The 17,772-nt window shown below is 65.9% G+C and carries 18 protein-coding genes; 12 read left to right on the top strand and 6 right to left on the bottom strand.

Annotated features, from left to right (window positions below; genetic code table 11):
- Positions 1 to 518: 518 nt before the first annotated feature.
- From QUV35_RS02145 to QUV35_RS02105, 9 genes are all read left to right on the top strand, one after another.
- On the top strand, positions 519 to 863 hold the full coding sequence (locus tag QUV35_RS02145) for a DUF2946 domain-containing protein (protein ID WP_300870497.1): 345 nt from the start codon (positions 519 to 521) through the stop codon (positions 861 to 863).
- A gap of 117 nt (positions 864 to 980) precedes the next feature.
- Positions 981 to 1,463 (top strand): copper chaperone PCu(A)C, encoded by a 483-nt coding sequence (locus QUV35_RS02140; RefSeq protein ID WP_300870496.1) that lies wholly within the window; start codon positions 981 to 983, stop codon positions 1,461 to 1,463.
- Between the two features lie 42 nt (positions 1,464 to 1,505).
- Positions 1,506 to 1,958 carry a DUF2946 family protein gene (locus tag QUV35_RS02135; RefSeq protein ID WP_300870495.1) on the top strand — a complete coding sequence of 151 codons (453 nt, stop codon included), beginning with the start codon at positions 1,506 to 1,508 and terminating at the stop codon, positions 1,956 to 1,958.
- Between the two features lie 90 nt (positions 1,959 to 2,048).
- Positions 2,049 to 2,678 carry a hypothetical protein gene (locus QUV35_RS02130; RefSeq protein WP_300870494.1) on the top strand — a complete coding sequence of 210 codons (630 nt, stop codon included), beginning with the start codon at positions 2,049 to 2,051 and terminating at the stop codon, positions 2,676 to 2,678.
- A gap of 64 nt (positions 2,679 to 2,742) precedes the next feature.
- Positions 2,743 to 4,683 carry a TonB-dependent receptor gene (locus QUV35_RS02125; RefSeq protein WP_300870493.1) on the top strand — a complete coding sequence of 647 codons (1,941 nt, stop codon included), beginning with the start codon at positions 2,743 to 2,745 and terminating at the stop codon, positions 4,681 to 4,683.
- 11 nt (positions 4,684 to 4,694) lie between these two features.
- Positions 4,695 to 5,663, top strand: a complete 969-nt coding sequence (locus QUV35_RS02120) for a ChuX/HutX family heme-like substrate-binding protein (protein ID WP_300870491.1) — start codon at positions 4,695 to 4,697, stop codon at positions 5,661 to 5,663.
- Positions 5,660 to 6,550: an ABC transporter substrate-binding protein gene (locus QUV35_RS02115; RefSeq protein ID WP_300870489.1), complete on the top strand. Its 891-nt coding sequence runs from the start codon at positions 5,660 to 5,662 to the stop codon at positions 6,548 to 6,550. The genes QUV35_RS02120 and QUV35_RS02115 overlap by 4 nt, the downstream gene beginning before the upstream one ends.
- The gene (locus QUV35_RS02110; protein WP_300870488.1) at positions 6,547 to 7,605 is read left to right on the top strand and encodes an iron ABC transporter permease; all 1,059 of its coding nucleotides are present in this window, start codon (positions 6,547 to 6,549) and stop codon (positions 7,603 to 7,605) included. Before QUV35_RS02115 ends, QUV35_RS02110 begins: the two co-directional genes overlap by 4 nt.
- Complete coding sequence (locus tag QUV35_RS02105) at positions 7,602 to 8,426, top strand: heme ABC transporter ATP-binding protein (protein ID WP_300870487.1); 825 nt, start codon at positions 7,602 to 7,604, stop codon at positions 8,424 to 8,426. The genes QUV35_RS02110 and QUV35_RS02105 overlap by 4 nt, the downstream gene beginning before the upstream one ends.
- An 851-nt stretch (positions 8,427 to 9,277) precedes the next feature.
- Here the strand turns inward: QUV35_RS02105 and QUV35_RS02100 are convergent.
- A complete protein-coding gene (locus tag QUV35_RS02100) occupies positions 9,278 to 11,383 on the bottom strand; it encodes a reductive dehalogenase domain-containing protein (RefSeq protein ID WP_300870486.1) in 2,106 nt (701 codons plus the stop codon).
- Between the two features lie 80 nt (positions 11,384 to 11,463).
- Between QUV35_RS02100 and QUV35_RS02095 the strand changes: the two genes are divergently transcribed.
- Both QUV35_RS02095 and QUV35_RS02090 read left to right on the top strand, forming a co-directional pair.
- A complete protein-coding gene (locus tag QUV35_RS02095) occupies positions 11,464 to 11,613 on the top strand; it encodes a hypothetical protein (RefSeq protein ID WP_300870485.1) in 150 nt (49 codons plus the stop codon).
- Positions 11,614 to 11,636: 23 nt separating this feature from the next.
- Positions 11,637 to 12,701: an OmpA family protein gene (locus QUV35_RS02090; RefSeq protein ID WP_300870484.1), complete on the top strand. Its 1,065-nt coding sequence runs from the start codon at positions 11,637 to 11,639 to the stop codon at positions 12,699 to 12,701.
- 42 nt (positions 12,702 to 12,743) lie between these two features.
- On the opposite strand, the gene QUV35_RS02085 is transcribed toward QUV35_RS02090, so the two are convergent.
- From QUV35_RS02085 to QUV35_RS02075, 3 genes are all read right to left on the bottom strand, one after another.
- On the bottom strand, positions 12,744 to 13,031 hold the full coding sequence (locus QUV35_RS02085; RefSeq protein WP_300870483.1) for a hypothetical protein: 288 nt from the start codon (positions 13,029 to 13,031) through the stop codon (positions 12,744 to 12,746).
- 35 nt (positions 13,032 to 13,066) lie between these two features.
- Positions 13,067 to 13,429 (bottom strand): ankyrin repeat domain-containing protein, encoded by a 363-nt coding sequence (locus QUV35_RS02080; protein ID WP_300870482.1) that lies wholly within the window; start codon positions 13,427 to 13,429, stop codon positions 13,067 to 13,069.
- A 109-nt stretch (positions 13,430 to 13,538) separates the two neighbouring features.
- Complete coding sequence (locus QUV35_RS02075) at positions 13,539 to 14,210, bottom strand: class I SAM-dependent methyltransferase (RefSeq protein WP_300870481.1); 672 nt, start codon at positions 14,208 to 14,210, stop codon at positions 13,539 to 13,541.
- 131 nt (positions 14,211 to 14,341) lie between these two features.
- Between QUV35_RS02075 and QUV35_RS02070 the strand changes: the two genes are divergently transcribed.
- Positions 14,342 to 15,214: a LysR family transcriptional regulator gene (locus tag QUV35_RS02070; RefSeq protein ID WP_300870480.1), complete on the top strand. Its 873-nt coding sequence runs from the start codon at positions 14,342 to 14,344 to the stop codon at positions 15,212 to 15,214.
- 75 nt (positions 15,215 to 15,289) lie between these two features.
- Here the strand turns inward: QUV35_RS02070 and QUV35_RS02065 are convergent, their stop codons facing one another.
- Both QUV35_RS02065 and QUV35_RS02060 read right to left on the bottom strand, forming a co-directional pair.
- The gene (locus tag QUV35_RS02065; protein WP_300870479.1) at positions 15,290 to 17,080 is read right to left on the bottom strand and encodes a hybrid sensor histidine kinase/response regulator; all 1,791 of its coding nucleotides are present in this window, start codon (positions 17,078 to 17,080) and stop codon (positions 15,290 to 15,292) included.
- Entirely contained in the window at positions 17,071 to 17,736 is a 666-nt protein-coding gene (locus QUV35_RS02060) for a response regulator transcription factor (RefSeq protein WP_300870478.1), read from the bottom strand. The genes QUV35_RS02065 and QUV35_RS02060 overlap by 10 nt, the downstream gene beginning before the upstream one ends.
- Between the last annotated feature and the right edge of the window lie 36 nt (positions 17,737 to 17,772).

The raw sequence follows: 17,772 nt of genomic DNA, 5'->3' as shown, positions 1-17,772 counted from the left end.
TGCATGCTCCAAGGACAGCTGTGCACCTGAAACCGGTCATCGGGCTTGCGAGCCCCTCACATCTCGGATCACGGCTTCAGTGAGCAGAGCGTGAGGTCATGGTGATCTCTTCGCCGGCAGCAATCGCTGCACCCCAGTCGGTCATCGTGACAACGTCGGTTCGAGGCTGGTTGCGGACGCACAGCCATCAAGTGGTCAGTAGTTGAGAGGTCAAATTCCTGTCGTTGGAGCAAGCCGAACTTTACGACGGGTGCGCTTCCTACAGCGGTCGCTCAAATACGAGAAATGAGGAATCCAGGTACGAGCCTTTTCCTTGCAGTTGTGTAGGGGTCCTCTTCATACATACGCAGGTTTCAATCTGCTTTCAGAGCTCCTACGCAGCGCTCACCTCTATGGCTTGGAAACCTGCGATTCATCCATAGAAGCTCGAGATCCAATCAACGGATCACACCCCGCTGATAAACTTCATGTAAATGTTATCGAGCCGACCGTTCCATCGAATCACCGCTTGGCTGGCCATGTTGGCAGTGCTGTGGGGTGCGCTCATGCCCACGCTGGCGCAGGCCGTCGTCGCCAGCTCGGACGGCCCGGGCTGGATGGAGGTGTGCAGCACGAGCGGGGTGGTGTGGGTGCGGGTCGACGTCGCGGTCGATGCTTCCATCCCCGAGCCTTCCCCGATGGCGGCAGACTCGTCTGCCTGCGCCTGGTGCCTGCTGCAGGGCAGTGCCGATGTGCCGCCGAACCACGCCTCCACGGCGCTGGTGACCCACGCGCCGGGCGCCCTGCCCGACACCCTGTTCGCGTCGATCGTGCCCGTGGCGGTGTGGTCGACGGCGCAATCGCGCGCCCCGCCGCTCGCCTGAGCTTTCCGGATCCGAGGCTTCGGCCCGTGCGGGTCTGTCGCGCCGTTCCCTGGTCTTGCTGCGTGCGCTTCGCGCCGACCCGAGCCTTTGCCTTTCCCCAACCCCCCTGGAGCTCCCATGAAAAAACTCATCATCGCCACCTTGCTGTCGCTCACCGCCAGCGCCTGGGCCCAAGCGCCCGCCAACGTCGAAGTCAAGGACGCCTGGGTGCGTGCCACCGTGGCGCAACAGAAAGCCACCGGCGCCTTCATGCAGCTCACCGCCAAGGCCGACAGCCGCGTGGTGCAAGCCACCTCGCCGGTGGCCGGCGTGGTCGAGATCCACGAAATGGCGATGGAAAAAGACGTGATGAAGATGCGCGCCGTGCCCGCACTCGCCTTGCCCGCTGGCAAGACGGTGGAGCTCAAGCCCGGCGGTTACCACGTGATGCTGATGGACCTGAAGTCGCCGGTGAAAGAGGGGGATGTGGTGCCCGTGTCGCTGGTGGTCGAGGGCAAGGACGGCCTGCGCCAGACGATCGAGATCAAGGCCACCGCCCGCGCGCTCAACACGCCGGCCGCGGCCAAGGCCGATGGCCACGGTGCCGGCCACAAACACTGAGCGCCTTTCTTCCGACCTGACACCGGCCTGCTTGCCGCCGCCATGACCCGCTGCGCCTGGTCCCGCTGCAGCCACGCCTTCGCCCGCTGGGTGTTGGCGCTGATGCTGCTCGCCGCCCTGGCGCCCGCCCTGTCGCGGGCCATGGGGGTGCAGACGGGCGGTGCGCCGCCGCCTGGCCAGGCGGGCGTGGACTGGATCGAGATCTGCGGACCCAGCGGGGTGCGCTGGATCGCGCTGGGCGGGGCCGAAACCGCCAGCGTCGCAGACCCCGTCAAATCGGTCGAGACGCCATCGCTGCCGTCTGCCCACGCGGCGGTGCTGGACCATTGCGCCCTGTGCAGCCTCGGCGTCGATCGCTGCCTGCCCGTGGACATCGCGCCGCTGGATGCCTCCGCCCGTGGGCCGCACGCGCAGCCTCCCACCCAGCTGACCCCGCGCCTTCCCGACTGGCCCCACGCCCGACCCAGGGCCACCGGCCCACCCCTCCTATCCTGACCTCGCGGGCAGCGGCGTCCCTTGCGGATGCGCCTGCCCCCAGCCGATCCCGTCCGCCGGGATCTGTCCTTGTCAGTGCAGGAGATGTCTTTGTCTTTCCAACATGTTCCTTCGGTGCGGGTGCTCGCCCGTGCCGACACCGCGTGGTCGCCCGGCGACCGCGGTCTTTTGTGGCGGGTCTCTTACGGCGTGCTGCGCCTGGACCGTCCCGCCCACGGTGATGCCGATGTCCGCTCGCTCGTGCAGCTGGCGCTGCCGGGCGATCTCGTCGGTCTCGAAGCGTTGTGTGTGCAGCCCTACCGGCTGGGCGCCTCGGCGCTGACCCCGGCACAGCTGGAGCCGGTGGAAACCGGCTCCGTCGAAGAACGCGAGTCCTGGTTGCAGGCCGCCGTGATGCAGCTGCAACGCCGCAGCCTGGACATGACCGCGTTGCGCAGCGGGCCTGTGCCCCAGCGGGCGGCCCAGCTGCTGCGCCTGCTCGGCCACGAGAACCACCTCGGCCTGTTGGGCAGCACAGCCCAGGCCGACGCCATCCGCGCCACCTTGCCGCGCCTGCGCGAGCTCGCCGAGGTGGTTGATGCCAAGCCCGAAACCGTCTGCCGTGCGCTCGCCAGGCTGTTGCCTTCCCGTGGCGGACAGCGCGGTCCTGTCGCGGCGCTCGCGCGTTGGCATGCCATACCCCCCCTTGCATCTGCCCTGTCTGAACGCCGCAGGTCATAGCTGATTACCCCTCGTATCGAATTCAGAGCCCTCACCCCGAACTCCTTATATGCCTCCAACAATCATGCAAGCTAGCCGCCTCACCATCTCCTTGTGCTTCGCACTTTCCGTTTTTCAAACTGCTCTCGCGCAACCCACTGCCTCCTCTGACGCAACGCTTCGGGCGGTTGTCATCACCGCCACTTCGCGCGAACAACCCATTCAGGATGTGCAGGCTTCGGTACAAGTCATCTCTGCCAAAGACCTTGAGGCCTATGCCGGTACCAGCGTGACCGAGGCGTTGAAGCTGGCGACGGGTGTCGATGCGCGCGCCAACGGCACCAGTGCATTTGTGGCCATGCGCGGCCTCATTTCCAACGCGGGCTCCCCAGTGCTGATCCTGGTCGATGGCCTGCGCCGCACGGGAAAATACGGCACATCAGGCTTGAACCTGCTTTCCACAGAAGATGTGGAGCGCATCGAAATCGTGCGTGGCCCCATGTCTGCGTTGTATGGGGCCGACGCCACCGGCGGCGTGATCAACGTGATCACCAAGGCCCCACAACCGGGCCAAGTAAAGCGGGGCAGCACACGCCTGACACTGGGCGCCGTACAGGGCGGTGATCGTGGGACGGCCATCGCCGGCGCCACCTTGTACGTGGGAACCCAAGGCGCGGGCCACCGCTTCAGCGTCGAGCAGCGCCAGCGCGATCTGTTTCGCTACCCAGGCACAGCAATGACTACCTACGACCTCAGCAAGATCGACGAAACCTACCTGAACTACGAAGGTGTGGTGCAACTGGTGCCAGGCCAACAGCTGCGCTGGTTGCTGGAATCTGTTGACCAGGATGACATGGGGCCGGGTCGCACGGCACGCGCACCCATCACCGACTTCACCACCCATGAACGTGAAGAGCGTTACACCGCCGCCTTGCGGTACACGGGCGCGGTAGGGCAGGGAGCGCTGTCGGTGGACCTTTCACACGGCAACAGCAAGGCGTCCACCACGCGCAGTTTCCCGACCATTGAAACCACGGACTACGACCAGACTCAACTGGATGCCCGGTACGCTCTGGACCTCGGACAGCACACCCTGGTGGTGGGAGCCGGACAGCGCGATGAAGATCTGAACGTGAGCATCGTGGCGCAAGTGGCCAGGACCACCAACCAACATGTGCTGTTGCAGGACGAATGGAGACTGGCCCCCGCCTGGAGACTACTTGCAGGACTTCGGTGGGACGATTTCTCCACCTTCGGCAGTGCCACCACACCACGGGTCTCGCTCGGATATTCGCCTGGACCCTGGAGTTTTCGTGTTGGCTATGGCGAGGCCTACCGGGCCCCCTCAGCGCTGGAGCAATATGCGCGGTTCACACGCGGGCGCTCATTGATCCTGGGGCAAGCCGATATCCAGCCGGAAACCAACAAGGCCTGGGAGCTGGTGGCGGGCTACTCGGCATCGAGCTGGTCGGGCGAATGGGTGTTGTTTGACTCGCGGGTGACCAACCTGATCCAGACCGTCAATCGCGCTGCCCTGCCGGGTGATCCCGTGGGTGTGACCACCCGAGCCGTCTACACCAACATTGGCAAGGCCAGATTGCGCGGCTCCGAACTTGGCACCACTTGGCAGCTGAACCCGCGCTGGTCGATCACAGGAGGTTGGGACTATCTCGACGCCACAGACGGTCAGACAGGTGCCCGCCTGATTCAGCGCGCCAGGCACACCCTGCGAGCGGGGGCGCGCTACGAGCAAGGTTCCTGGCGCCTCGATGTGCAAGGGCGCTACCTGCGCGACTACTACGCCAGCGTTGCGGTGACCCCGCCTGCGGTCACGCCGCCGCCCACCAACAGCAACTTCGGTACGCTGGATGTGAAGCTCGGCTATCAGGTCAGCCCTGCATGGTCGCTGGCATTGGGTGTGGACAACCTCAACAATCGACGCCAGCCCGCCAACTACAGCGCGACAGGGTCTGTGCAGGATCCACCTGCGCGCTTCTGGTATGCGACTACTACCTACCGATTCTGAAGGAGAAGAGCATGACGATAGACACCACGGTCGAGAACCGCGCGGCGTATCTGCTGGCCAATCCTGACGCCCTGCGCAGCGCATGGTCGGACCTTCTGCAGCAGCACCACCACTTGCATGGACCGGATGCAGCACAGCGCCTTGGGGTGCCCGAGGCGGCCCTCTTGGCCAGTCGAATGGGTCATGGCGCGACCGAGTTGTACACAGATCTCACGGAGCTGCTCGCGCCCTGTGAAGCGTGGGGCAAGCTTCTGCTCGCTGCTCGCAACCGTCTGGGTGTGGGCTTGTTCATCATGGACGACGCACGCGTCGATGTTGACCAGACTCTCCTGCGTTTTCGGACGTCACAGCACGATGCGCTGGTCACCTCGCAGGGTATAAGCCGCTGCTTCTTGTTTGAAGAGCACGACGCCCATGGACATACGGTGAGCCTGAACTGGTTCGATGCCCAGGGCGATGCCATCGGACGCCTGTTCCTCATGTCCAAGTCAGGTCGGGAAGTTGCGATGCCCTGGCTGAAGGCGCACCCGTTGCAACACGCGAGCTCAGTCTGGTCCGCCACGGTGGAGGCGAACGCGCCACATCTTGTGTTGCCTCTGTCAGGCCGGAACGAAACTGCCAAGCAACTCATGGCGCAGGGCAAAGCTGCAGCATCCCTGGGCCAGGCAGCCCTGCTTGCCTGCGGGCATGTCAAAGAGGTTTCGGTCGACGTTCGAGGACGCGGCGTGGCCGCCCGCTACCAAGGCCCACTGAGAAAAACCTCGTCGACACCTCCCGCTGTGCACGCGGTCGATGCCGCCTGTAAGCTGCACCTGCGAATGGCGGGGGTGATCGAAGCCCTGCAAGTGCAGTCACCGGACGGCTCCATCGGCGTTCGCCTGCTTGAAGCCGACGGCGGTTCCATTGACCTTGTCCCGGATGAATCGCCCGCGCGGGCTGGTGCCTGGCTGGCGGGGCTGGAGACGGGGGTAACCCTGTGAACCTGCCCAACGACGTGAATTGCAGTCGTCGCACGTTTGGCATGTTGCTCGGCGCAGGGCTGACGCTCGTGACAGCTGCCACTGCGAGCGCTCAGGCAAAGGGGCGCGCAGAACGATGGATTGTGACCAACAGCTACGTTGCCGAGATCGTGGTCGCACTGGGTGGGGGGCAGCAGATCGTGGCACTGGGGGGCGGATCAGATCACCTTACCGAGCTAAAGGCCGTGCCGCGTCTGCCGGGCTTTCGGCAAACCTCGGCCGAACCCATGCTCTCGGTGTCGCCGACCAGGGTGCTTGTGACCAACGAGTGGACCGTGCCGCAAACCCTTGAACAACTGCGCGCAGCCGGTGTTGCCGTGCATGTGCTTAGCGCAGACCAAACGCCTGACGGTGTCGAAAAGCGCATTCGCGTGGTGGCCGAGCTGCTTGGGCGAGAGAGCGAAGGAGAGGCTCTGATCGCCAGGTTTCATCGGGAGATGGCCGTGGTTCGTGCAGACGTGGCACGCCAGTCTCGCCGGCCGAGAGCGTTGTTCATACTGGCCGGTGGCAGCCGACCCACGCTGGTCGGCGGCCGAAACACCAATGTCGCGGCCCTGCTGGAACTGGCCGGTGCTATTAACGTAGCGCAGGATATTGAAGGCTTCAAGGTGATGAGCACCGAGGCCATGATCGTCGCCGCACCGGAATTCATCCTGACAAACCAGGACGGCACTTCGCCTGTCGACGGCGTACCTGTGGCCCTGCGCGCGCCAGGTGCAATGGATACACCCGCGGGCAAGGGAGGGAGGCTCATCACCGTACCAGGCCACTTCCTTCAAGGCATGGGCATCTTCACGCCACAGGGTGTGCGCACGCTGGCACGGCAGATCCATCCGGGCTTTCCATGAGTCAGGTCTGGACCCGACAACGCGCCGCGCCATGGGTGTTGATCATCACTGCCTTGATGTTTCTGGCCACGGCGGTGATCGCCATAGGAACCGGGGCGGTGGCCATCGCACCGGGCAAGGTGGTGGCCATCCTGCTGGGGCAAGCCCATCCCGACATAACTGACGCGCAGCGCGTCGTGGTACTGAACGTACGGCTACCGCGTGTGCTGCTCGCGCTGCTGGCGGGCGCGGGGCTGGCATGTGCCGGTGTGATGATGCAGGCCTTGTTTCGCAACCCGTTGGCTGATCCAGCGCTCATCGGGGTATCCGCGGGTGCGGCATTGGGTGCCGTTTCCGTGATCGTGCTGGGCGCCACGGTGCTGCACGGTCTGGCCCTGGTGCTCGGTGTGTGGACCTTGCCCGTGGCGGCATTTCTTGGCGCCCTGGCCACCGCCACGCTGGTATTTCGCCTTTCGCAGCGCGATGGCGTGCTCGATGCCACCACCATGCTCCTGTGCGGTATCGCCATCAATGCGCTCACTGGAGCGGGCATTGGCTTGCTCACCTACCTGGCCACCGACGAGCAACTGCGTAACCTTACCTTCTGGAGCCTGGGAAGCATGGGCGGAGCGACATGGTCTTCGCTGCTGGGCGCAGCGCCGGCCATCGTGCTCATGGTGCTGGTGGGGCCGTGGTTGGCTCATCAGCTCAATGCTTTGTTGCTGGGCGAGTCAGAGGCGCTGCACTTGGGAGTGGCGGTTGAGTCGCTCAAGCGAACGGTCATTGCGCTCACCGCCGCATCGGCCGGCGCGGTGGTCGCCGTCAGCGGTGTGATCGGGTTTGTTGGTCTGGTGGCACCGCACATGGCGCGCCTGTTGGTTGGGCCGGACCACCGACTGGTGTTGCCGCTGGCATCACTGTTGGGCGCCATGGTGTTGACCGCGGGCGACATGGTCGCACGCACCGCGGTGCGGCCCGCCGAGCTACCCATCGGCATCCTCACCGCTTTCATTGGTGCTCCATTCTTCCTGTGGTTGTTGCGTCGCCGCCAGGGCACGGAGGAAGCGCGTCCATGAGCGGGTCTGTGAGGCCTTCCGCGCTCATGGTGAGTGGCCTACGTGTGTCTCGCGGTGGCGGCGATCTTGTGCTGATCGACGATCTGCGCATCGCACCCGGCGAATTTGTGGCCATCATCGGACCGAATGGCGCAGGCAAGTCCTCGGTGCTCAAGGCGGTCACGGGTGAATGGGAGTCAGTTGGCGCAATCACACTGCTGGGCCGCTCACTTTCCGAATGGAAGCGCGGCGATCTGGCGCGGCGCATGGCGGTGATGCCGCAGAGCTCACAACTCGCGTTCGACTTCACGGTGCGCGAAGTGGTGGCAATGGGTCGCCTGCCGCATCGCGGGGAATCTATCCATACCGCAGTGCGGGTGGTGAACGAAACACTGAGTGCACTGGCGCTGGACGAGTTTTCGCATCGACGCTTTACCACCTTGTCGGGTGGTGAGCGCCAGCGGGTTCAGTTCGCACGCGTTCTCGCACAGATATGGGACGAACCGTCGGACCGCTTGCTGTTGTTGGACGAGCCTACCTCTGCGCTGGACCTCGCGCAGCAAAAGGCGGTGCTCGACCATGCGTGGCACCAGTCAAGGCAGGGTGCTACGGTCGTGGCAGTGATGCACGACCTCAACATGGTAAGCCGATATGCTGACCGTGTCCTCGTGTTCAGCAATGGCCGTCTGGTCAAGGACGCACCTCCGGTGGAGGTCCTGACAGAGGTGGGCATTCAGTCCGTCTTTGGCTTGCGTGTCGGAGTTGAGAGATCGATCTCAGATGGGCTGCCGATCGTGCTGATGGCGCCACCACTGGCTACGGAGAAGGTGTGGCACGGTTAATAGCTGCTCAATTTTCCACCTTCGCTTCGGCGATAGTCCCATTCCAAGTGGCCACCCTCCGGGCGATTCAGAGCGGCGTGCTGCGCCGCACGGTGGAGCAAGTGATTTCGATTCAGATGCTGGCCGAGTTCATCGAGCCACCACAGCCGCAGGTGAATCCGCGCCGTCTTTGGCGAGCACAAGGGCCGATGCGGATACCTGCTTGGAGTGCATGGCTTTAAGTTCGACCTGTTCAACACGCATCGTGGGCGGTCTCGCAACTGTCCCAGCTACGATTGTTGCAGTACGAGAACGCAAAGCTCAGGCGCATGTGCGCTGACTGACACTTATGTACCACGCGCTCAAGGCTGTCGTTGACCGAAAGCTATGACCCTGGAGCGTCGCGAGATGGTCGTGCGTGTCTGAAATGCTAGCGGCGGGCGCTTGCTGGAGGAAGAACATCTGGGGGGCGGCGCATCCAAACGCCGTGTGTGCGCCACACCTAGTCCTGCGAAGTCTGCAGCACCACAGAAAGCTGACCCTCAAGCCCACTCACTGCCAGGGACTGAATGACTGCAGTATGGCAACGACCACGCGCGCGTCATTGCATCCCCATCGTCTGCAACCGCTGCACAGCCGCCCTTCAGGATGGATGTTGTGCGGTAGTCCAAGCCACAAGATCTAGCCACCTCGCCAAGTAGACACAAGGTTCAATCTGCACCACACACAGCGACACAGTGTCGTGTTGCAGGTTGCTGTGAGGCTTCAAATCACAAGGGGTTTTTGGCGTCGGGCGAGTTCCCCATCGGCTACCCCAAAAAACATCGCGCGGAGCAGCCGGCTTGCCACCCGATGGATCGCAACGCGGGACTTCAGGCGTCTGGCGTGCGGTTGCTGCGACGTCGGCGCGCCGCCACGGGTGACTCGGCCGCCGCATAGGCCTGCAAGCCGGCCTGGCGGTCGATGGGCGACACCGTCTGCAAGGTCGTGCCACCGGCGGGCTGCAGCGCGGGCGGATAGAACGCGAGCTTCTGCACCGCTGCCAGCTTGTCGGTGCGCGACGGGTCCAGGTCGCGCTCGTTCACGCCGCCCGCAGGGGTGACCGCCGCACCGTCCACGATCTCCAGATCGAACCACCAGCGCTTGACCGCGTTGCGCTGGCCACCGCCGCTGCTGTCGTCGTGGGCAATGAGCTGGCGGCGCGAGGCCGGCACGTCGATGGACAGCCACAGCAGACGCTCGGACTCGACCAGATCCTCCCGGTTGTAGGGGCAGGTCTTCATGCAGCGGCCGCAGGCCGATCCCTTCATGTTGGTGAGCCGGTACTTGCCGCATTTTTCGACGTCGGGCTTCCAGATCTCGTAGCCGTTGAACATCACCTTCGGCCCGAATGGGATGGCGTTGCAGGGGCACTCGCGCGCGCACTTCATGCACAGATGGCACATGGCCTGAAGACCGAAGTCGATCGGCTTGTCCACCGCCAGCGGAAGGTCGGTCGTGAACAGCACCGACTTCGAACGTGGGCCAATGAAAGGATTGAGGATCAGCTCGCCAATGCGCGAGAGCTCGCCCAGGCCGGCCATCAGCACGGCTGGCAGGTGCAGCAGTTCGGAATGGGCGTTGGAGTGTGCGCGCGCCGAGTACCCCATGCGCCGCACGTGGGCCGCCATCACGCCGGCCATCGTGGCCCCACGCAGGTAGGCCCGCATCGACTGCGCACCCGAGATCCAGTCATCGCCCGAGGCGCCCTCCATGGTCTCGAATCCCTGGTCGATGAGCATCACCACCGCATAGCGGTGGTAGGGCTCGATCGGCCGGCCCTCGACCTCGTCGTGGGAGTAGTACATCCAGGGCTCGGCCTCGCAGATGCCCACCAGGTCGGCGCCCATCACGTGGGCCAGCGCCTTGATGGCGTCGGCGTTGCGCTGCGGGTCCGACAGATCACCGCCCAGGCCGGTGGGCTGCAGCGGTTCGCGCGTTCCCTGCAGAGGCACCAGGCCGCGGATCAGGGGCGTCATGGCAAAGGCCAGCGGATGCTTGACGGCAAAGCGGCTGCGCTCGGTCCTGGCTTTGTCGCCCAGGTCGCCGGCCAGCGCGCGTGTGAACAGGTCGGCGCGCTTGGGCACGCGGCGGATTTCGTCGCGCAGCACCAGCGTGGTGGGCTCGTCAACACGGCGGATGCGCTCCATCGCGTAGCGGCCCATGTGCACCGGGCGCCGCGCCAGCTCATCGTCTTCGAAGCCGGGCCGGGTGCCCATGGCACCCATGTAGGTTTCGGCGTCCGGCCAGGCCAGCGAGGCTTCGGGTGCGATCGGCAGATCGGTGGCCAGCGGATAGTCGGTGGTGACCACGCCGATGCGAAAGCCGCGTGTGGAAAAGGGCATCGCCAGCACGCCATCGACGGCTTTCGCCACGCCGGCGCGCTGGGCCAGGGTGGCCAGATGCACCTGCGTCTGGCCGGCCACGTGCCCGCGCGCCGACCAGCCCAGCGCGCGGATGTAGCCCGCCATGACCACCGCCACTTCGGCACACCGCAGGTCGGTGCGCTCGGCGTTGGTGCCGCAGATCCAAGGCGCGCCCGGCTCGCCAGGCTTGGGTTCGCGGCTGAATTCGACCAGCAGCACGAAGGCGTGGGTGTGCGCGGGGTGTTCCGCCTGCAGCCAGTCCTGTGGTTCAAGCTCGCAGACACCGGCCAGCGTGGCTTCCAGAAAGTAGGCCGAGGCCTTGAGGTTGCGTGCGCGGGTGACGAGGTCAGCGGGCACCGGCGCTTGCGCGGGCGCGGTCGCGCCATCCAGGTGGCTGTCGAACAGCGCCCTGTATTCGGGCAGCGCACCCAGCATCGCGTCGGCACCCGGCGGGCTTGCATCTTCCGGCTGGCGCGCACCAGCGACCGGCTCCACGGTGCCACGCAGCAGAAGTTCGGTTGGCAAGACACCGAGGTCAAAGGGGCGATCACGGTTGGAAAAGAGTCGGGCCATGGAGCCTCCTGCGTGGGCGGGCCTGAACTGTATCAAGCTGCCCGGCTTGGGCCCTTCCGCACCGCCCTGAGGCCCGCTCGGTGGGCTACAACCTGCGCGGCTTCTCCGACGACGAGCTCCAGGGCTCGGCCTACACCCGCAAAGGCGTCTACCTCCGCCTGCGCTTCAAGTTCGACGAAACCCTGTTCCGCGACGACGACGCGGTCACCAACCGTTCGCTGCCCCGTTGAAGCGACACAGAACCCTGCACGCCATGAAAACACCTTCACTGCCCCTCATCGCGCTGGGCCTGGGCCTGGGCATCGGCCTGGCCGGCTGCGCCGTCACCGACCCGCGTGTCACCGACCGTGCCCCCGGCGCGCTGCCGCCCCACGCGGCGCCCGAGCGTCTCACCGACGAAGCCATCCGCGCCGATCACCGTGCCATCAGCGCCCTGCGCCAGCGCCTGGCCGGGCTCAACCAGAACGGCCGCGTGCCCACCGGCAACCCGCACTGGGCCAAGGCGCAGTGCTGGCTCGACATGGCGCAGCAGAACTACCACGAGAACGACCGCAGCCGTGTGATCGAGGAGGCGCTTGCCGAATCGAAGGCCCTGGTGGACGCGCTGGAACAAGGCAAGCCGCCGGCCGACCGGACGCCCGCCGTCGGCAACAGCGTTCGCCTGCGCGAAGACCTGTGGACCCGCGCGGCCCGGGTGAAGTCCACCCCCGCTGCCGCCTGCGTGGTCGCGCAGGCCGCCTGCCTGGAGGTTCAGCTGGTCTGGTCCGGCCACGAGTACGCCGAAGGCGGCTGGCGCCATGCCAACCCCTACATCGGCATCGCCGAACAGCAGGCCGACGCGATGGACCGCGGTGCGGCCGCCTGTGCGGCGCCGGCACCGGCCGCCGCTGCGGTGGCACCGGTGGTTCGGGAGGTGGTGATCGAGCGCCTGGTGCTCACCACCGATGCCCTGTTCGACTTCGACCGCGCCAGCGTCAGCGACATCCGCGCCGCCGGCCGCGCCCGGCTGGATCTGCTGGCCGAGCGCGCCAAAGGCCTTCGGGGCATCGAGCGCATCGTGCTGGTCGGCCACACCGACCGCCTGGGCAGCGCGCAGCACAACCAGCCGCTGTCGCTGCAACGCGCCACCGCCGTGCGCGACCACCTCGTCGCCCGCGGCTTGCCCCCGGCGCTGTTCGTGGTGGAAGGCAAGGGTTCGGAACAGCCCGTCAAACGCTGCGAGGACAAGCAGCCGCGTTCGCAGCTCATCGCCTGCCTGCAGGACAACCGCCGCGTGGAAGTCGAGATACGGGGGCGGGTGGCTGCCGCCACACCCTGAACCGCTCACCCGCCCGGGGCCGGAGCCTGCCGGGGGGGCAGATCACCTCGCCACTTTTCGATCGATCTGCGTCACCACACCCGAGTGAAAGGTGAGGACGGTCAGGGTCTGACGGTCTCTGGCGTGTGGAAAGTAGGTCCAGGTCTTCTCTTCGGGTTCTCCCCGGACCACGCGCCTGAACGCTTCGTGGTCGGGCTTGCCGATCCTGAAAAGCACCTCACCCTCTCCCATGCCCTTTCGAACGAACTTTCGTTCTGCGGCGTCTTCGGCCCTGGTGGATGTGCCCACGCAGGCCAGCACACAGAGGGCCAGAAGCTGGATGGACAGCATGGCTTGCGATCCGAAGAGGGCGCTCGCGCGGACCGTCAACGGCGCCCCCGTCCGATGAGCCTGCCCAGCCAACCCCTGCGCTGTTGTTGCATGGGAGGCGCAGGTGTGGCCCCCAGCTGCACCAGCCAGGCCTCCAGCCCGGCCAGGCCGACGTGTCGCGCTGCCTCGACAGGGGTCATGGCATCAAACTCCGAGTGAAGCCTGGGGTCGGCCCCGGACTCGAGCAGAAAACGGGCAACCTCTTCCTGTCTCGCCAGAATGGTCGCCACGAGCGGCGTGGACAAAAACTCGGGATGGGCGTAGTTGACGTCCACACCGCGCTTCACGTGGTATTCGACCAGTGCCAGATCGCCACCTTCGGCGGCGGCATACATTTCTTTCCAGTTGCCTCCAGACATGGATCCTCCAGACAAGGTGACAAGGGTTTCGGGGCCAGATCCTGAATTCTGCCGGCAGCCATGAATGCCGTGACAGGCTCGACCGGCCTCGGGCTCAGGGTCGGCAAACTCAGGCCGTCTTGCGCGCCACGATGAAGCACCGGATGTCCTTGCCGCGCGTGCCGTGCCGCTCCACCGAGACGATCTCCATGCCGTGCCGGGTGATGGCCGACTGCAATTCGCCTGCCTTGAAACAGAGGACGTGAGGCGCTTTCCCGATGGCGCGCATCAAGGGCAGCGCCACGCGGGGAATGAGGGGATTCATCTCCGCCAGGCAGGGCGTCTTGGAAATCAACAGGCCACCCGGCTTCAACGCCTGTACCGCAACCGACACGGCCTGATCAAGATCGTTCACCAGGTGCAGCAGGTTGAAGGCCAGCACCGCGTGGTAGGCCCCCTGTCCGAACGACGGCATGTCCGCATCGGCCACAGCAAAGCTCAGCTGCGCCACAGGCTGCGACGCCAGCTTCTCCCGCGCGATGGCAATCATGTTGGCCGAGAGGTCGGTGGCCAGCAGGCTGCGGGTGGAGGGCGCCAGCTGCAACGCTGTCGTGCCCGTGCCGCAGCCGATCTCCAGCACGTCCTGATCGTCGGTCAACAAGCCGCGCACGCGCCGCAGCGTGGCGTCATAGCCGGCCAGGTCGGCAATCGGGTCGGCCGCGTATTTGTGCGCCACGCGGTCCCAGAAAAGCGCCTTGGTGCGCGCCATGGCGCGGGTTTGAGAAAAGGGTCCTGAGGTCACGGTGGGAGCGTTGCTGTGGAAGGCCATGTTTGCGAACGAATGGATGATGGGAATGGGTGGCAGCGGGATACTATCCATGCGCCGCACCGCAGGGAATCGCGGTTAATTGCAGTGAAGATATGCATTGACGTATGAATCAACTCGACTGGAACCAGCTGAAGGCCTTTCTTGAAACGGCCGAGACGGGTTCGTTGTCGGCCGCCGCCCGCAAGCTCGGACTCACCCAACCCACGCTGAGCCGCCAGGTGGCGGCCATCGAGCAGCGCATGGGCGTGACCTTGTTCGAGCGTGTGGGCAAGGCCATGGCGCTCACGCCCACCGGGCTGGAACTCCTGGAACACGCGCGCACGATGGGAACCGCCGCCGAGGCGCTGGGCCTGGCGGCCACCGGCCGCTCGCAGGCCGTGGGTGGTGTGGTTTCCGTCTCGGCCACCGACGCGGTGGCGGCCCACGTGTTGCCTCCCCTGGTGCGCCGGCTGCGCGAGCAGGAGCCGGGCATCGCCATCGAGGTGATCTCCTCCAATGCGCTGAGCGATCTGCTGCGCCGGGAGGCCGACATCGCCATTCGTCACGTCAAGCCGGAGCAGCCCGACCTGATCGCCCGGCTCATCCGCGAGGCCTCGGCCAGCTTTTACGCGTCTGAGGACTGGGTGCGCATCCACGGCCATCCGCGCAGCGCCGAAGAGGCCGCCCACCTGGCTTTTGTGGGCTCGGACCGCACCGGTCAGTATCTTGGCTATCTGCGCCAGCACGGCCTGCCGCTCACCGAGGCGAACTTCAGCTGCTATGCAGAGCATTCGGTCGCGCACTGGTCATTGGTGCGCCAGGGCATGGGCATTGGCGCCATGATGGACGAGATCGCAAGCGACACAGAAGGCATCGTGCGCGTGCTCGACGAGGTGCCCCCCGTGCGCTTTCCGATCTGGCTGGTCAGCCACCGCGAACTGCGCACCTCCCGGCGCATCCGGGTGGTGTTCGAGGCCCTGGCCAAGGGCTTGGGCTGAAGGGGCCCCGACGGCTCCACCTTCCGCGGGGCCCCGTGGCAGACCCTGACCCGCGCTGCGAGCCGGGATGGCCTCTCAGGGCTGGCTGGCGTCATGCCAGGTCGACAACAGCGCATGCAGCACGATCGGGTCCAAGGGTTTTCGCAAGACCAGATATCCCTCGCGCTCGGCCTCCTGCAGATCCTGCGACGCGAACTCACCGCTCACCATGGCACCGGCCGCCAGCGGACAGCGGCCCAGAACCATCTTGAGGATCTCGAACCCGCTTTCGCCCGAGCGCAGTCGCTGGTCGCAAAACACCGCCTGGGGCGTGAAACCGGCGTCCAGGTGTTGCAGCGCTTCCCGGGCTGTGGTGGCGTAGCGGCCGCTCACGCCCCAACCCTCCAGCAAGGCCTTCCACGCCGTCAGCACCTGTGGGTCGTCATCGAGCACCAGGCAGCGGCCGTGCAGCGGCGGCAGCGGTGTCAGGGTGTGCACCTCGGGCGCAGGCGGGTCGACCGGTGCCACATGCACCGGCAGCCGCAGCCAGAAACGCGATCCTCTGGCCAGGCGCGACTGAAAGCCCAGGGTGGCGTCCATGAGCCGGGCGCAGCGCGCCGCCACAGCCAGCCCCAGGCCATGTCCTGCGCTGTCCAGGCGCCAGGCGTGCTGGTTGCGGAACCAGGGGGAGAAGATCTGTGGTCCGTCTTCTTCCGCGATGCCCACACCCGTGTCCCAGACCTCGACCTGCCAATGCAAATCGCGACGCCGCAGCCCGATCAGGATGCCGCCGCGCTCGGTGTAGCGCAGTGCGTTGTGCACCAGGTTGACCAGGGCCTGGCGCAGCAGGCCGGGATCGGCCCAGACATGAGCCGCTTCCCGCGGCAGATGCAGGCGCAGCGCCAGACCCCGCTGGCTCGCCTGCTCCCGGAACAGAATGGCGGTGTCGCGCAGCAAGGCCTTGAGTGCCACCGGGGCGGCACGCTGCGTGACGGTGCCGTTCTCCAGCCGGGTCAGGTCGAGCAGGGAGGTGAACATGAAGTTCATCGAATCCATGCCGGTCTTCAGATCGGCCAGCAGCGGTTTGAGACCCGGCTCCTGGTTGCGCTGGGCAATCGCTTCCACCAGCAAGGACATGGCGTGGATCGGCTGGCGCAGGTCGTGGCTGGCGGTGGACAGGAAGAGGTTCTTTTCCTGCAGCGCAAGCTCCGCGCCCTGCCGGGCGGCCTTGAGCTGTTCGATCAGCTGCTGGCTGCGCTCTTCCAGCCGGACCTGCTCCACAAAGAAGCGGTGGGAGATCAGGGCATCGCGGTACACACCGACGCTGAACAGCAGGCACAGTGGCAACACATACGGCCAATGCGACGGAAACGCCCACACGCTGAGCAGGGTGCAGGTGACCCAGCCGGAGAAGAAGAAGCGCAGGAAAACACTCATCGTCGCGTTCTGGTGGGTGGCATTGGCCGCCGCGATGCAGGCCAGCGATGCAAAGAGCAACAACGCGAACTCATACGGGGCCTGCCCCGCCGTGAGCACCACGGAAGCGCTCAGGCCAGCGCCGTGCAGCAGCGCGATGTTTTCAATGCGGGGCTGCCACTTGTGCAGCAAGGACCCGGCGTCCAGCACCCTCAGGTCGCGCGCAAAGTGCCGTCCGATGACCCGCATGGCCAGTGCCGACAGAAAGAAGGCTCCCGCCCACACGGCCAGCCAGGTCGCGTCCTGCAGCCGCGACAGGAACCAGACCAATGGCGCTGCCACCAGGGGCATGATCGAAATGCCCAGGCGGTGGCGAGCGAAGGTCAGGTCCAGCATCTGGACCCTGCCGGCGGCAGACAGATCGCGGGTGTCGACGGGCAGCAGGGGACCGAAGGTTTCGGTCATGCGCATGGCGGCGGCTCCAGAACCAGCCGACGCCCGCGCAGGTGGGTCAGTATCTCGACCCGGGTCTTCACACCCAGGCGCTCCAGAATGCCGGTGAGGTGTTCCTTCACCGTGCTCTCGGACACATCGAGCGTGTGCGCGATGCGTTTGTTGGGCAGACCGCGCAACACCAGCGCCAGGATCTCGCCCTGGCGCGGCGTCAGGCCCAGTTCCGCGGGTGTCACAGCCCATTCCCGGCTGCGGTGCGCCGGGGCCGGATGTGCCGCATCCGGCTCGAACCAGCGCTGGCCTGCCAGCAGGGCTGCAAAGGCGCGTGCAAAGACCTCGGGCGTGGCCTGCTTGTGCACGAAGCCTTGTGCGCCCGCGCCTTGCACACGCAGGTGCACCGAGGGGTCGTCGTCGCCGCTCATGGCCAGCCACGGCGTTTCCCCGCAGTGCAAGCGCCACTGCGCCAGCGACCCCAGGCTGCTGCTGTCGGCCAGCCAGACGTCGGCCACCAGCAACAGCGGGCAGCCGCCCGATTGCAGGAGGTCCTGCACCTCGTCCCAGCTGGCAGCCACACAGACCGTCAACGCGGGGTGGAGCGACTGCAGGTACTGCGCCATGCCGCGGCCCACCAGCGGGTGGTCGTCGAGCACGATGACGTAGGAGCTTGGCGGCATGGAACGGTCGGGTGGGTGTGCGACAGCTTAGCGCCC

The organism is Hydrogenophaga sp. (assembly GCF_030373225.1).
In the GTDB taxonomy this organism is placed as follows: Bacteria; Pseudomonadota; Gammaproteobacteria; order Burkholderiales; family Burkholderiaceae_C; genus Hydrogenophaga.
Note: the sequence above shows the minus strand (reverse complement) of the source record. Positions and strands in the feature narration are given on the sequence as shown.